Source organism: Pseudonocardia sp. TMWB2A (genome assembly GCF_017312135.1).
In genome coordinates this window covers 172,179-186,238 of the sequence record NZ_QKQY01000001.1, presented here as the reverse complement: position 1 = coordinate 186,238, position 14,060 = coordinate 172,179, and the positions used below count along the sequence as shown (strand labels likewise).

Annotated in this window: 13 protein-coding genes and 1 tRNA gene; 7 read left to right on the top strand and 7 right to left on the bottom strand. The window is 59.6% G+C overall.

What is annotated here, in order from left to right; all coding sequences use genetic code 11:
* Positions 1 to 22 precede the first annotated feature (22 nt).
* Positions 23 to 1,081: a CaiB/BaiF CoA transferase family protein gene (locus DMP17_RS00890; protein ID WP_337827197.1), complete on the top strand. Its 1,059-nt coding sequence runs from the start codon at positions 23 to 25 to the stop codon at positions 1,079 to 1,081.
* Positions 1,082 to 1,145: 64 nt separating this feature from the next.
* Here DMP17_RS00890 and DMP17_RS00885 read toward each other — a convergent pair whose 3' ends face one another.
* Positions 1,146 to 1,298 carry a hypothetical protein gene (locus tag DMP17_RS00885; protein ID WP_337827196.1) on the bottom strand — a complete coding sequence of 51 codons (153 nt, stop codon included), beginning with the start codon at positions 1,296 to 1,298 and terminating at the stop codon, positions 1,146 to 1,148.
* A 286-nt stretch (positions 1,299 to 1,584) separates the two neighbouring features.
* Between DMP17_RS00885 and DMP17_RS00880 the strand changes: the two genes are divergently transcribed.
* A complete protein-coding gene (locus tag DMP17_RS00880; protein ID WP_337827195.1) occupies positions 1,585 to 1,770 on the top strand; it encodes a hypothetical protein in 186 nt (61 codons plus the stop codon).
* A gap of 78 nt (positions 1,771 to 1,848) precedes the next feature.
* Here the strand turns inward: DMP17_RS00880 and DMP17_RS00875 are convergent, their stop codons facing one another.
* The 4 genes from DMP17_RS00875 to DMP17_RS00860 are packed head-to-tail and all read right to left on the bottom strand — an operon-like array spanning position 1,849 to position 4,669.
* The gene (locus tag DMP17_RS00875) at positions 1,849 to 2,910 is read right to left on the bottom strand and encodes a hypothetical protein (protein WP_337827194.1); all 1,062 of its coding nucleotides are present in this window, start codon (positions 2,908 to 2,910) and stop codon (positions 1,849 to 1,851) included.
* A 5-nt stretch (positions 2,911 to 2,915) separates the two neighbouring features.
* Entirely contained in the window at positions 2,916 to 3,647 is a 732-nt protein-coding gene (locus DMP17_RS00870; RefSeq protein WP_337827193.1) for a hypothetical protein, read from the bottom strand.
* 10 nt (positions 3,648 to 3,657) lie between these two features.
* Positions 3,658 to 4,059: a hypothetical protein gene (locus DMP17_RS00865; RefSeq protein WP_337827192.1), complete on the bottom strand. Its 402-nt coding sequence runs from the start codon at positions 4,057 to 4,059 to the stop codon at positions 3,658 to 3,660.
* 34 nt (positions 4,060 to 4,093) lie between these two features.
* Entirely contained in the window at positions 4,094 to 4,669 is a 576-nt protein-coding gene (locus DMP17_RS00860) for a hypothetical protein (protein ID WP_337827191.1), read from the bottom strand.
* A 126-nt stretch (positions 4,670 to 4,795) separates the two neighbouring features.
* Between DMP17_RS00860 and DMP17_RS00855 the strand changes: the two genes are divergently transcribed.
* Complete coding sequence (locus tag DMP17_RS00855) at positions 4,796 to 7,519, top strand: protein kinase domain-containing protein (RefSeq protein WP_337827190.1); 2,724 nt, start codon at positions 4,796 to 4,798, stop codon at positions 7,517 to 7,519.
* A 66-nt stretch (positions 7,520 to 7,585) separates the two neighbouring features.
* Here the strand turns inward: DMP17_RS00855 and DMP17_RS00850 are convergent.
* Both DMP17_RS00850 and DMP17_RS00845 read right to left on the bottom strand, forming a co-directional pair.
* Positions 7,586 to 7,670, bottom strand: a tRNA-Leu gene (locus DMP17_RS00850).
* An 87-nt stretch (positions 7,671 to 7,757) separates the two neighbouring features.
* Entirely contained in the window at positions 7,758 to 9,122 is a 1,365-nt protein-coding gene (locus tag DMP17_RS00845; protein ID WP_337829747.1) for a coniferyl aldehyde dehydrogenase, read from the bottom strand.
* Between DMP17_RS00845 and DMP17_RS00840 the strand changes: the two genes are divergently transcribed.
* The 4 genes from DMP17_RS00840 to DMP17_RS00825 all read left to right on the top strand — a co-directional run bounded on the left by DMP17_RS00840 (position 9,057) and on the right by DMP17_RS00825 (position 14,031).
* Positions 9,057 to 9,236 (top strand): hypothetical protein, encoded by a 180-nt coding sequence (locus tag DMP17_RS00840; protein ID WP_337829794.1) that lies wholly within the window; start codon positions 9,057 to 9,059, stop codon positions 9,234 to 9,236. The two genes, DMP17_RS00845 and DMP17_RS00840, sit on opposite strands and share 66 nt — an antisense overlap.
* Positions 9,237 to 9,404: 168 nt before the next feature.
* Entirely contained in the window at positions 9,405 to 10,844 is a 1,440-nt protein-coding gene (gene zwf / locus DMP17_RS00835; protein ID WP_337827189.1) for a glucose-6-phosphate dehydrogenase, read from the top strand.
* Positions 10,845 to 11,057: 213 nt separating this feature from the next.
* The gene (gene edd / locus DMP17_RS00830) at positions 11,058 to 12,902 is read left to right on the top strand and encodes a phosphogluconate dehydratase (protein ID WP_337827188.1); all 1,845 of its coding nucleotides are present in this window, start codon (positions 11,058 to 11,060) and stop codon (positions 12,900 to 12,902) included.
* A gap of 301 nt (positions 12,903 to 13,203) precedes the next feature.
* Positions 13,204 to 14,031 carry a class I SAM-dependent methyltransferase gene (locus DMP17_RS00825; protein ID WP_337827187.1) on the top strand — a complete coding sequence of 276 codons (828 nt, stop codon included), beginning with the start codon at positions 13,204 to 13,206 and terminating at the stop codon, positions 14,029 to 14,031.
* The last annotated feature ends 29 nt before the right edge of the window (positions 14,032 to 14,060 follow it).

Genomic DNA, 14,060 nt, shown 5'->3' with positions numbered 1-14,060 from the left:
CTGGCAGCTTAAAGGAGAGCCCATGCCCGGCCCGTTATCCGGTCTCACCATCATCGAATTTGCAGGCATCGGCCCCGGTCCCTTTTGCGCGATGATGCTCGCCGATCATGGCGCGAAAGTCATCCGCATCGAAAGGCCCGGCACGATGACCGATCCCCGCGATCCTTTGACGCGCAACCGGGTGATGGTCGAAATCGACATGAAGGAAGAAGCGGGCCGCGCCCGCGCGCGCGATTTGTGCCGCACCGCCGATGCCATCATCGAAGGCTATCGCCCCGGCGTGATGGAGCGGCTGGGATTAGGGCCGGATGTATTGCTCGCCGACAATCCCAAACTGGTGTTCGGGCGCATGACCGGATGGGGCCAATATGGCCCTTATGCCGACGCCGCCGGACATGACATCAACTATATCGCGCTGTCAGGCGTGCTGCACGGCATTGGCGTTGCCGGGCAAAAGCCGGTCCCGCCGCTTAATTATGTCGGCGATTTTGGCGGCGGCGCGATGATGCTTGCGTTCGGCATGGTGAGCGCGCTCCTCCATGCGGGCAAAACCGGTGAAGGACAGGTGATTGACTGCGCGATGACCGACGGGTCGGCCTTGCTTGCGGCGATGACCTATGGCTTCCACGCACGCGGGATTTTTCAGGATGCGCCCGGAGTCAATCTGCTCGATGGCGGCGCGCCTTTTTATGACACTTATACGTGCAGCGACGGGAAATTTATCTCGGTCGGTGCGATCGAGCCGCAATTTTATGCGTTGCTGCGCGAAAAGACCGGTCTTGCCGCCGACAAGGATTTCGACGCGCAATTCGACCAGTCGCAATGGCCCGCCCTGAAAGCCCGCCTCGCCGACCTGTTCGCAACGCGCAGCCGCGACGAATGGTGCGCACTCCTCGAACATAGCGATGCCTGTTTCGCGCCGGTGCTGTCCTTGAGCGAAGCCCCCGCCCATCCGCACAATGTCGCGCGCCAGACATTTGTCGATGTGGGCGGCACGCTCCAGCCCGCGCCCGCGCCGCGCTATTCGGCAACGCCATGCGATGCGCCCCGACCGTTCAGCCCGGCACCCTCCGAACCCTGAGCTAGCCAAGCCCCACAAAAAAGGCGGCCCGAACGAGCCGCCTCTTTGTGCCAGAACATCAAGATCAGCTTTTCGGCTGTTTCTGGTTATTTTCATCCTTGAACGTGCCGTCAGGATTGCGTTCCCGTTTGGCCGACGTGTCGTTGGGATGTTGACCGCGGGTTTGGTTGTCCTGCGGTTTCTGGTGATTTTTGTCCTGATTCATAGTGTTGGCCATGATAGACTCCTTGCGTAACCCGCTCACCAATTTGACGATGTTACAAAGCTTTCGTTCCGATGAACGTGTAAGATTGCGCCGGTTATGGTTTGAATCGCGCCCAAACGTTTTATGCGATCCGCTAAAGTAAGCTAAATGAAAAAAATAAACCGGCAAAGTTGAGCGACATCAATTGACTCTGATTATTTTAAGGTGAACTATAATAATATTGGCGCTATTCTTAACAAGCGAGACGCTGACAGGTGGAGTTACCGTGTGTACCACCGCTTTTAGGAGGCTTCTGGCTATGCCCCATATTTCAGATGCTCATTATTTTGAACGCCGTTACAAAGAATTTTCGGAAAAATCGGATCAGGCAGCAGACCCTGAACTATCGCGAATCTATGCAGATTTTGCCGAAAATTATAAAAAGGCGGCGCAATATGCGTCTCCGGCACAGGCCACTGACGAGGGTGCAAGCACATTATCTTAAAGGTTAGGCTGGCGGCGCCGGACGTGCGACGTCGCAATAGGCGCGACAGACGGAATTTGCGCATTGTTTTGCCTTTCCTCACAGCATGGCCCCACGGATTTCTCGGGGGATGGTCGAGGTCGGACAATGGAGATAACGGGTCGTAAAACTGCCGGTGCTGTCCTTTGATGTCGCGGTAAAACTGGTGCGACTATTGACGACAATATCGGTTATCGACGGGACCGAGATTGGCTCTCCATTGCCATAGAGGGCCAAGCCATGCAGGCGGTAACGATTGCCACCCAGCGCTTCGATGCGTTTTATGCCGAGGGATCCCAGATATTCGCTATTCTGGTCGAAATAGGCGAAAGCAATGCCATCCGGCGGCCCGTTCGGGTCTGATTCGCGAATGGCCTGAGCGCATCCCATATTGATCGCCCAATAGCCCGGCTCAATCGGCGGGAAGGCGATTTTCGTGCCTTTGGTTGCCGGGGCACTTTTCGCAAATGCGGGTGAAAGCGTGCAAATCTTGCCGCTTAACGATTCGCCACCAACCACATATTCCTTGCCGTTCCAGCGCATAAACAGGAAGCAGTTCGACCCCGGACCGCCAATCTCTATATCCGGCCAGGCAATGCCTTTACGCGGATAGAATGAAGGGATGCCTGTGGTTTCCGTCAAGACCTGCCAGCCCTTGCCCGAATAGGTCAGGAGCGTGAACGCCTCGCCCGTCTTACCGTGGCAATAGGAACCGCGACTTGTCACTATTGCCTCTGGCCGACTGTCACCATTAATGTCGCGGATCGGCGATTTGCCGCTGGGAGACTGGAATGAATCCGATATGCCGGCATCGCAATGCGCGGCAGATTCTGCATCCTTACCCCATTTCTTGCCATAGAGGCGGTAGCCTGCCGCCCGCATGATGGCGGTGCGGTCCGCTTCGGCAAGACTGTTCAGGTCCATAGGCAAGGTCCAACCCAGCGGCCCTTCGGGCTTTGCGGGTTCGGATGCTTCTACCGCTGCTTCAGCCTGCGGGGTCGTGCTTGCCTCCATAGTCTCTTGCGCAGGGGCGGCCAAAGGCGCGTCCGCCGTCTTCGCCTCGCCGCATCCGGCAAGCGCAAGCGTGAGCGTGAGGGGCGCGATGATGATGGTCCGTTGCATCGCCTTTACCCCTTCGCCAAGGGATTGCGGATGACGCCCAATGCTGCGGCAATGAGCGCGCCGCCAGCCAGCAGCATGAGCCAGGTGCCAAGCCCGATACTGATGGTGGCGCTCAGTCTTTCACGCATGAACTCCGGCGCTGCGGAAAGCACCGACGCCTTGAACAGAAAGACGATAATCGCGGCAAGAATGGCCCCCGCCCCGGTTACCAGCATGGGCAGTTTTTCCGGCTTGCCGGTAAAGGCCGCAAAGAGCAGCCATAGTGCCGACAGTGGGGCGACAAACCGTAACATCAGCATGGCTCCGCTACCGCCCGCATCGTCATCTCCGATCTCGGCGATAACATCGGCAAGTTTACCAAGGTCCATCATGCTCGCGCTTTCTACCGGCGAGGAGATGGCGGACAGGAAGAAAGCAATAATGACGACGAGCGCCAGAGGCGTCGCCAGTGACCTGGTGAACAGCGCCGTCACTTTTTCTCCTTCGCCGCCGGAAGATAGCGAGGAAAGCCCCGACAGATCGACATTCATATTGCTGATTGCAGCCTTGGCGGCGCCAGTGACGGGATAAACCTCCTGTGCTATGCCGCCTTCGCTTTCAAAATCGACGCTCATACCAGCGGCTGGCGGCCTATCGCTTCGCCAATCGGCGCGGGTGAATTTGTGGCGCGAGCCGTCCTCGGCGGAAATGGCTCCGCTGCCGTCGGTCTCGTTAAACCCTAATATCCGTCCTTTCATTTTCTATCTCCTATAGATCGCCGCCGCATTGGGCGCGAAGCTGCTCGCGCAGCGGATAATAAGCGTCGCGGAACGCGCGAACGGCCGATTTCATTTGTTGGGGATCGGCAGGATCAATGCCCGCCGCGCGCAACATCGCCCCATTAACCGCGTCCCGGTCTTGGGGGTCCGGCCTCAACGGCCAGCGCAGCGCAACAAAGGCAGGTTTGAGCTGGTCCGGGAAGGACGCATCCAACTGCTTGGCGATGCAAGTACAATCTTGACCGGTCTGCGCATTTTCCGCGCAGATCGATGCGATTTGTTTGGAGAAATCCGACTGCCCGCTACAGCCTGCAAGCGATAGCGCCACAAGCGCAAATGAGGCGGCTGCAAAAGCAGGGCGGACAAAAGAAGATTTGATATATCGGGTCATAGTCGGCTTCCTTCCTTTTTTTGATGCAGGTCATTCATTGCAACATGGCTTGCGCGGTGCGCGCGTCCGGTACCGCCAAGCTGGCAGCCTGTTCGAATATCGCGCTATCGAGTTCGGCAAAGCGTGCGCGCCGCTTGAAGAAAAAGAATACCCACACTGGCACAGCGACTAGCCCCACAGCATTTGGTGCCAGAATTGACATCAGCGTCAGCAAAAACCAGCGTCTTTTGTGGCGTCCGCGCAGGTCTTTCAAAGAGGCGCTGTGCCTAAGCTTCTGGCCGGTATCATGGTTGACAAGGTAGACCAGCCAGCCGCTCTCATTATCGCGATGCTGTGCATAAACGACCGTCACCCTGTGACCATCGCGTACACCGAAACTACTGTCATCAAGATTGATTTCATGCTCTTGACCATTATCGGTATGGACAAAGAAGCGTTTATGCGTGGTTGTCGAACTCCATATAGTCGGCGCGCTGACATGGCCGCCATAGCCGCCTCCGCCTGACGAATGGACCTGGGTCGAACTCCAGATTGCCGAGCCCAATACTTCCCCGGATATGGTCCAGCAGTGGATTTGATCCCGATGCTCGATGATCAGTGCCTTTGCCATTTACACCCCCATATGCCCTACTTTTATGCATGGAAGGGGTAGAGCAGGGAGCCGTCAAAAGTCTTGAAGCAGGTCTTAAGAATTTCTAAAGTCGCACTGTAGGGGGGCAAGGTTGGGGGCAAGCATATGTACGACAATAGTTCGTCATCACGCCGCAGACGGCGGGTTTGGAAATTTTCCGGCGCCGAGTTCGATGAAGCAAGCTGGTTGCTTCGTGTCGATGGCCAATCCGTACCGCTTGAAGGTAAGCCACTCGAAGTATTGCACGAACTATTGTTGCGCGCAGGCGAAGTCGTCACCAAGGAGGAAATACTCGACGCCGTCTGGCCCGGCGTAACGGTTGTCGAAGGCTCGCTCGCGACGGCCATCTCGAAGCTGCGCAAAGCGCTTGGCGAGCATCACAACAGCATCATCGAAACCGTGCCGCGTGTCGGCTATCGGTTGATCTGCACGGTCAAGATCGCAAGCGTGGAATCACCCCTTGCCCCGCGCTTCACCTTTGCTGGCGGGGATATAGTGCCGGGGCGCAAGCAATGGCGGCTGACCGCACCGCTCGGCGATACAGGGGCGCAAGATGTCTGGCTGGCAAGCCATGACAAGACCGGCGAGCGCCGCGTCTTCAAATTTGCCGACGCCCCCGACCGCCTGCGCGCGCTCAAGCGGGAGGCGACGCTCTCGCGCGTGGTCTTCGCCGGGATCGGGCCAACCGCACCGTTGCCCGCGCTGCTGGAATGGAATTTCGATGCCTCGCCTTACTTCCTCGAATATGCCTATGGCGGGCGCGATCTGATCGGTTGGGCGAATGATGCAGGCGGACTGGCCGCGATACCGCTGCAACAGCGATTAGCGGTCGCGGCGGATATTTGCCGCGCCGTTGCGGACGTTCATGCCCTTGGCGTGCTGCACAAGGATTTGAAACCCGCCAATATCCTCATCGCCGACAGGGAGCATGGCGCGGTGGTCAAGCTGGCCGATTTCGGGAGCGGGCGCCTGCTCGATGCAAATATGCTCGACAATTTCCGCATTACCGACCCCGGCTCGCTGGATGCCGGGCTTGGGCCGGACGAGCCGCGTTCGGGCACGCTAGCCTATCGCGCACCGGAGCTGACCGGCGACGCGCTGCCCACGACCAAAAGCGATATTTATGCGCTGGGGCTGATCCTCTACCAGCTTGCGGCGGGGGATTTTACAGCAGCCCTTGCCCCCGGTTGGGAGAGCAATATTGCCGACCCGCTCCTGCGTGACGATATTCTTGCCGCCGCCGAGGTTGCGCCCGAGCGCAGGCTGGCGAGCGCGCAGCAATTGATGCACCGCATCGAGCAGCTTGAACAACGCCGCCAAGAGGCTGCCGAGCAGGATCGGCGCGCGGCGTTGCTCGCACAGCAGCAGCAGGCGGAAGACCGTCGGCGCTTGCGTCGTCCGTGGATACGCGCCGCTGCTGCAAGCCTGTTGCTGGGCCTGATCGCCAGCTCCTCTTTTGCGGCCTATGCGTGGGCGCAGCGCAATGCGGCGATTACCGCACGCACGCTAGCCGATACCGGCTATAGCTTCATCGCGGAAGATGTGTTGGCCAGCCCGGACCCCGCCCGCTCCGCGGCAGACGAAACCGTGATCGATGCTATCAAGCGCGCCAGCGGCAATATCGAACAACGGTTTGCAGGCGCGCCAGCCGTCGCGGCGCGGTTGCATTTGGCCATTGCGCGCGCCTTTCATGGCCGGTCGGATTTCGACACCGCGCGCGCAGAATATATCCGCGCCGGACAGTTATTTGCAAAGGCGAACGAGACAGATAGCGACGATGCCGTCATCGGACGGCTGGGACGCGTCCATATGGAAGCCACTTCAGGCCAGCCCGACCGACTGGAAGAAGCCGGGCGGCTCTTGGAGCAGGAACGCCAACAGCTCGGGCCGCGCGCCGACGCCGGTAGGGTCGGCTTTGCGCTCGCGCAGGCAGAAGGCGCTTATGGCTATATGGCCGATATCGAGCTGGCCGAGCGCGCGTTTCGCCGCGCTGTCGAGATTGGAGAGGCCGAAGGATCGGCTGTGCCGCCCGCACAGCTTCTCAAAGCGAAATCATCGCTGGTTCTGGTGCTGATGCGCCTTGGCCGTGCGCAGGCCGCCGAACCGGTGGCCCGCGCGATTGTGAACCAGTCTGTTGATGTGCGGGGGGCCGATCATCCCGATACAATGGTCACGCGCCAGCATTGGATCACCAGCCTTTCCATGTCGGGCAAGGATGAAGAGGCGCTGCGGGCGAGCGAACCGCTGCTAAAGGCGATGCGCGCGCGCTTCGGCGACAATCACCGCTTCACACTGGGGCTCCATTCCACCCGCTTTGAAAGCTTTGCCGCGCTTGGACGCTATGATGAGGCCGCGCGTGAAGCGGAGCGTGTGTGGCGCGGCGCGGCGGCGCAAGCAGGCCCGCAATCGCATCAGGCACTCGTCGGGCAAAATGACTATGCCGTTGCGCTATGCCAGACGGCCCAACGCAGCCGCGGAGCCGCCGTCGCACAAGAGGCCCTGTCATCAGCGCGGCAGGCTTTTGGCGCAGATTACCCCCTCACCCATGTGATCCGTTTCTACACGGCGGAATGTCTGATCGCCAACCAACGCTATGCCGACGCGGGCGCGCTGCTCGAAGGTCTTGACCGGCAAAAAGCTGCCGATCTCACCGGACGGCCGGAGTTTGGCGCCGGGGTTGATCTCGCCTTAGCCGAGATTGCGCTGGCGCGCGGCGATCGTCCGGCAGCGACACAAGCCTTCACCGCAGCCGATGCTGTTCTGAAGGACGCAAAGGATGTAACCACCCGCAACCGGCTGGGAACATTGCGCCGTGCATTGGCGAGCTGACGCCTAAAAAGGTATCGGGTAGATTAGCGGCGCGGCGCGCTGGAATAATGATTTTTCTGCTAAGGGTGGTGCCCCTGGCCGGACTCGAACCAGCACATCTTTCGATACCGCATTTTGAGTGCGGCGCGTCTACCAATTTCACCACAGGGGCACATCACAGCTTTTGGCCGCGAAGGACGCTTCCCCTAGCCGAGCCGGATGCGGCTGGCAAGGGTGAAGATGCGGCAAAATATCGCCGCTATTTCTTGAAGCTTTGCGCAATCGCCTTCTTGGTTGCAGGGCCATAAGGCGGTTTCATGCCGGCCAGCTTGGCGACATCGACACCGGTCTGGCGATAGACGGACTTGGCGTGGCTGAAGGTTTTAAAGCCGTCTTGCCCGTGATAATGCCCCATGCCGCTGGGTCCGACCCCGCCGAACGGCAGGTCATCCATTGCGACATGGAAGATCACATCATTGACCGTGACGCCGCCCGAAATGGTGCGGTCGAGGACGCGCCGCTCTTCGGCCTTATCCGCCCCGAAATAATAAAGGCCGAGCGGGCGGTCATGCGCGTTGACATAGTCAATCGCGGCATCGACCGAGGCGACCTTTTTCACTGGCAGCAGCGGCCCGAAAATTTCTTCCTGCATGACCTTCATATCATCGCTCACATTGCGGATGATATGGAGCGGCATTTTGCGGCTATTCGCGCCTGCAAAATCCTCGTTCGCCGGATTGACGATTTCGATCTCCGCGCCCTTGGCCCGCGCATCGTCAATATAATCGGAAAGCCGCGCATGGTGGCCGTCGTTGACGATGCTGGTATAATCATCATTGTCGAGCAAAGTCGGATACATGGCGCTCGCCGATGCTTTGATCTTGCCGACAATGTCCGCCTCTTGGCGCTCGTCCACCAGCAGATAATCTGGCGCGAGACAAATTTGCCCGGCGTTCATCATCTTGCCCAAAGTGACGCGCTCGGCAAGCTTGTCGAGGTCGGCGGACGGCCCCACGATCACGGGCGATTTCCCGCCAAGCTCCAGCGTAACCGGCGTGAGGTTCGCCGCGGCTGCGCGCATGATATGCCGCCCGATGCTGGTCGCACCGGTGAAGATGATATGGTCGAACGGAAGCTCGGAAAAAGCCTGCCCGATGTCTGCGCCGCCGGTGACGACCGCAATTTCCTTGGCGTCGAAATATTGCGGGATAAGCTCTTCAAACAGGGCCGAGACGCGCGGGGTGAATTCGCTGGGCTTGACCATCGCGCGATTGCCCGCCGCCAGCACGCCTGCCATCGGGACCATGACCATGCCGATGGGAAAGTTCCACGGCGCGATCACGCCAACCACGCCTTTGGGCTGATATTCGACGCGCGCCTTTGCGCCCAACAGTCCGAGCGGGAACATCGGTTTGCGCTTTTCCCCGCGCGCCCAGGCCGCCATATGTTTGCGCGCATCTTTAAGCGCATTGAGCGACGGGTTAATGTCGGTCATCAACGTCATGTCATGGCTGCGATGGCCGAAATCTTCCGATACCGCCGCGCAAAAATCGCGCCCATGATCGACCAGAAACGCCACCGCCCGGTCGATCCGGTCGCGCCGCACATCAAGCGATACCGGCAGGCTGGCGGTAAAATCGGCTCGCATCGCATCCAATGTTGCGCGCATAGCGTCGGCGGTCATGGCAATCCTCTCTGGTCAGGCCTTGGTCGGCTGAACGGAAGATTGGCAGATTGATTGCAAATTGCAACTGGATTGAACCCCCATTCCTCCCCTTGCAGGGGAGGATTTTAGGTGGCTTCACCCTCCTGAGCCGCTATCACCTACAACAGCCTGCCATAAGATGGCGCGGCAACGATAAAATCACGCGGGAGTTAAACCATAGTGGGGAAAATATTGGAAACGTTGATCCTGTTTGGCGCGACGGGCGATCTGGCGCACCGGATGCTGTTTCCCTCGCTGTATAATCTCCACAAGGACGGGTTGCTGGCGGACAGTTTTACCATTTTGGGCTCGGGCCGGACGGTGATGGATGATGCCGCCTTCCGCGCATCGATTGACGAGCAGCTCCAAAAATATCTGCCGCCCGAACAATATGCGGCGGATGTCGCAGAAAGTTTTCTCGCGCGCATCGATTATGTCGCGATTGATACCGCTGAGGATACCAGCTTTGCGTCCTTGAAAGAAAAGCTCGGCGCGCGCACGCAAAAGCCGTTGGGCGTTTATCTGTCCACGCCGCCTGCCCTGTTCGGACCGATTATCGAAGGACTCAATCGCGCAGGGCTTGCCTGCGGCGAATGTCGGGTCGCGCTCGAAAAGCCCATCGGGCAGGATCTTGCGTCCAGCAAACAGGTCAATGATATTGTCGGCGCGGCGTTTAGCGAGGAACGGATTTTCCGCGTCGATCATTATCTCGGCAAGGAAACCGTGCAGAACCTCCTCGCATTGCGCTTTGCCAACATCCTGTTCGAGCCATTGTGGAACGCCAACGCGATCGAGCATGTCGAAATCACGGTCGCTGAAACGGTGGGGCTGGAAGGGCGCGTATCTTATTATGATGGCGTTGGCGCGCTCAAGGATATGGTGCAGAACCATCTCCTCCAACTGGTCGCCCTCGTTGCGATGGAGCCGCCCGCCAGCTATGCGGCGGCGGCGGTGCGCGATGAAAAGGTCAAGGTGCTGCGCTGCCTCCGTCCCGTCACCCCCGAAAGTGCCAAGGCGCTCACGGTCAAAGGCCAATATGCGTCGGGCGCAATCGGCGGCGCAGCGGTCAAAGGCTATGACGAAGAATTGGGCGCGGACAGCGCCACCGAAACCTTTGTCGCAATCAAGGCCTTCATCGACAATTGGCGCTGGGCGGGCGTGCCTTTCTACCTGCGCACCGGCAAAAGGATGCGCGAGCGCAAATCGGAAATCCTGATCCAGTTCAAGCGCGTCCCCCATGACCTGTTCGCGAGCCGCGGCGCGGGGCTGGAACCCAATACGCTCATCATCCGTTTGCAGCCTGAAGAAACCATCCGGATGCTCGTCATGGCCAAGCGCCCCGGATTGGACCGCGATGGCGTGGAATTGCAAGAAGTCGAATTGGATGTCGCGCTTGATGCCGCTTATGGCAACCAGCGACGGCGCATCGCCTATGAGCGGCTTTTGCTCGATTTCGTTGAAGGGGACCAAACCTTGTTCGTGCGGCGGGACGAAGTCGAAGCGGCTTGGACGTGGATTGATTCCATCCACAATGCCTGGACGAAAACGGGACAGAAACCGCAAAGCTATACCGCCGGGAGCTGGGGGCCGAGCGCATCGATTGCGCTCACCGAACGCGATGGAGCGAGTTGGCATGATTGATTGGCGCGCCCCTAACTCCCTCTCCCCTTGTGGGAGAGGGTTGTGTAATCTTGCTGAGCGTAGCGAAGCTAGATGGAGCTGGGTGAGGGGTAAGCGGTCGCTTACGACCGCGCGAGCTTCGCTCGCCCACCCTCATCCAACGCCGCCTAGGCTCCTGCGTCGCCAAGGCTCTGTATCCTTCCCCCATCAAGGGGGAAGGTTTAGGAACATTCCATGACCAAACTCCTCCCCGCCATTTCCGCCGTCACCGACCGCGTGATCGACCGTAGCCGCAAGACCCGCGCCGCTTATCTTGCGCTTATCGACGAACAGCGCGCGCATGGGACCAATCGGGACAATTTATCCTGCGGCAATCTCGCGCACGGTTTTGCAGCATCGGGTGAGGATAAGGCCGTTATCCGCGCGGACAAGGCCATGAATATCGGTATTGTTACCGCTTACAATGATATGCTGTCCGCGCATCAGCCCTATGGCCGCTATCCCGACCAGATCAAGATTGCCGCGCGCGAAATAGGCGTCACCGCGCAGGTTGCGGGGGGCGTTCCCGCCATGTGCGACGGGGTGACACAGGGGCAGGCAGGCATGGATCTGTCGCTCTTCAGCCGCGATAATATTGCCCAAGGCACCGCCATTGCCTTGAGCCATGCCATGTTTGAAGGCGCGCTGCTTCTTGGCATTTGCGACAAGATCGTGCCGGGGCTGCTGATCGGCGCGCTGCGTTTCGGCCATTTGCCCACCATCCTTGTCCCCGCTGGCCCGATGCCGTCGGGCCTTGCCAACAAGGAAAAGCAGCGCGTGCGCCAGCTTTATGCGGAGGGCAAAGTCGGGCGCAAGGAATTGCTCGATGCCGAAGCCGCCTCTTATCATGGCGCGGGCACCTGCACCTTTTACGGCACCGCCAATTCGAACCAGATGATGATGGAGATGATGGGCCTCCATATGCCGGGCGCGGCCTTCATCAATCCCGGCACCAAATTGCGCAGCGCGCTCACCCGCGCGGCAACGCATCGTGTGGCGCAGATGGGTTGGGATGGCGAAGATTACCGCCCGTTGGGGCTGTGCGTTGATGAACGCGCGATCATCAATGCCGCGATTGGCTTGCTGGCAACCGGCGGGTCAACCAACCATGCGATCCATTTGCCCGCCATTGCGCGCGCGGCGGGTATCGTCATCGACTGGGAGGATCTTGACCGGCTGAGCCATGCAGTGCCTTTGCTCGCGCGCGTTTATCCCAACGGCCAAGGCGATGTGAATGATTTTGAACATGCTGGCGGCATCGGCTTTGTCATCCGCGAATTGCTGGCAGCAGGGATGCTCCACCGCGACATATTGACCGTCGCGGGCAAGGATTTGGGCGATTATGGTTTCCAGCCGGTGCTGGATGGGGAGGCGGTCAAATGGCAACCTTCGCCCACCGCCAGCCGCGATGACAGCATTTTGCGCCCCGTCGCTACGCCCTTCTCTCCGGATGGCGGGATGGTGTTGCTCAAGGGAAATCTCGGACGCGCAATCATCAAGGTGAGCGCGGTCGCCGAAACCCATCTCACCATCGAAGCGCCGTGCTGTATTTTCCATGACCAGAATGATGTCGTCACCGCGTTCAAGGCTGGCGAACTGGACCGCGATGTCGTGGTCGTTGTGCGCTTCCAGGGGCCACGCGCCAACGGGATGCCCGAACTGCATAAATTGACACCGCCCTTGGGCGTGCTGCTCGACAAGGGCTATAAGATTGCCCTCCTCACTGACGGGCGCATGTCGGGCGCGAGCGGCAAAGTGCCCGCCGCTATCCACCTCTCCCCCGAAGCGTTGAATGCGGGACCGATTGCCAAGCTGCGCGATGGCGATGTAGTGCGGATTTGCGCGCGCACGGGCACCGTCGAAGCCTTGGTCGAGGCGGGAGAATGGGCGCTGCGCGAAGACGCCCTCCCCCCGCCGCCCGCGCAAGGGCTGGGCCGCGAACTTTTCGCGCTGTTCCGCCACAGCGCCGACAATGCCGAGCACGGCGCATCGGCTATGTTGGTGGCGATGGAAAGCGTGACGGGAAGGGTTGAGGGGTAAGGACAGGATATTTCTGACTAAGCGCACATACTCAACCCTCCCCTGCAAGGGGAGGTGGCGCGCGCGGTAGCGCGTGACGGAGGGGTGATACCCTCTCGATAGCGCGACACCCCTCCGTCATTTGCTACGCAAATGCCACCTCCCCTTACAGGGGAGGATTGCGTGGCTGACCTTTTTACGGGCAGGATTTTTTTACGGGGAGGATTTTGGTGGATAAGATTTTACCCCCTCTCCTCCATCTTGCGCCGTGCGGTGCATCGCTTATGATTGGAAAGCCCGTTTGCTTCACCGGAGATTGACCATGCGCCGCTTTACCCTTGCCGCCCTTTCCCTTGCCATTTCTGTCGCCGCGCTTGGCACCTATCAGGTGAGCGCCGCCAAGCAGCCTCCGGCAAAAACAGCGACCGATGCGGCCTTGCGCAGCGCCATCGCAACACCCACCCGTGCGCCTGCCAATAGCGCGCGCGACGTGTATCGCCATCCTTATGAAACGCTGAAATTTTTCGGCGCAAAGCCGGACATGACGATTGTAGAAATCTGGCCCGGCGGCGGCTGGTATAGCGAAATTCTGGGGCCGCTCACCAAGGATAAAGGCGCGCTTTATGCCGCCGCTGCCGGCGAGCGCGGGCATAATGGCGTCAAGGCGCTGATGGCCGCACAGCCCGCGCTTTACGGTCATATCAAGCTCGCCGAATTTCCTTACACCAGCGGCAGCAAAGTGCCCGACGGCAGCGCCGACATGGTGCTGACTTTCCGCAACGTCCATAATTGGCGCTTTGGCGGCGCGGACCAGACGCAAGCCGCGTTCAACCAGATGTTCGCGATGCTGAAACCCGGCGGCGTGCTGGGGGTGGTCGAACATCGCTTGCCGGAAAATATGGATGCGGCGCTCGAAGAAAAATCGGGCTATATGAAAGTGTCGTCGGTCAAAGCCTTTGCCGAGGCGGCAGGGTTCAAATTCGACAAAGCGAGCGAGGTCAATGCCAATGCGCGCGATACGCATGACCATCCGGGCGGCGTGTGGAACTTGCCCCCGACTTTTTCCGAAAAGGATAAGGATCGCGCCAAATATCAGGCGATTGGCGAAAGCGACCGCATGACGCTGCGCTTCGTCAAGCCTGCGCGTTAAGGCGCACCCCGTTACCGCGACCGCCCCTT

Bases quoted from the DNA above. Each gene is read 5' to 3' on its own strand.
- DMP17_RS00860 (WP_337827191.1), bottom strand. From the start codon at position 4,669: ATGGCAAAGGCACTGATCATCGAGCATCGGGATCAAATCCACTGCTGG.
- DMP17_RS00885 (WP_337827196.1), bottom strand. From the start codon at position 1,298: ATGGCCAACACTATGAATCAGGACAAAAATCACCAGAAACCGCAGGAC.
- DMP17_RS00880 (WP_337827195.1), top strand. From the start codon at position 1,585: ATGCCCCATATTTCAGATGCTCATTATTTTGAACGCCGTTACAAAGAA.
- DMP17_RS00865 (WP_337827192.1), bottom strand. From the start codon at position 4,059: ATGACCCGATATATCAAATCTTCTTTTGTCCGCCCTGCTTTTGCAGCC.
- DMP17_RS00855 (WP_337827190.1), top strand. From the start codon at position 4,796: ATGTACGACAATAGTTCGTCATCACGCCGCAGACGGCGGGTTTGGAAA.
- DMP17_RS00870 (WP_337827193.1), bottom strand. From the start codon at position 3,647: ATGAAAGGACGGATATTAGGGTTTAACGAGACCGACGGCAGCGGAGCC.
- DMP17_RS00875 (WP_337827194.1), bottom strand. From the start codon at position 2,910: ATGCAACGGACCATCATCATCGCGCCCCTCACGCTCACGCTTGCGCTT.
- DMP17_RS00890 (WP_337827197.1), top strand. From the start codon at position 23: ATGCCCGGCCCGTTATCCGGTCTCACCATCATCGAATTTGCAGGCATC.
- DMP17_RS00825 (WP_337827187.1), top strand. From the start codon at position 13,204: ATGCGCCGCTTTACCCTTGCCGCCCTTTCCCTTGCCATTTCTGTCGCC.
- DMP17_RS00840 (WP_337829794.1), top strand. From the start codon at position 9,057: ATGATCGACCAGAAACGCCACCGCCCGGTCGATCCGGTCGCGCCGCAC.
- edd (WP_337827188.1), top strand. From the start codon at position 11,058: ATGACCAAACTCCTCCCCGCCATTTCCGCCGTCACCGACCGCGTGATC.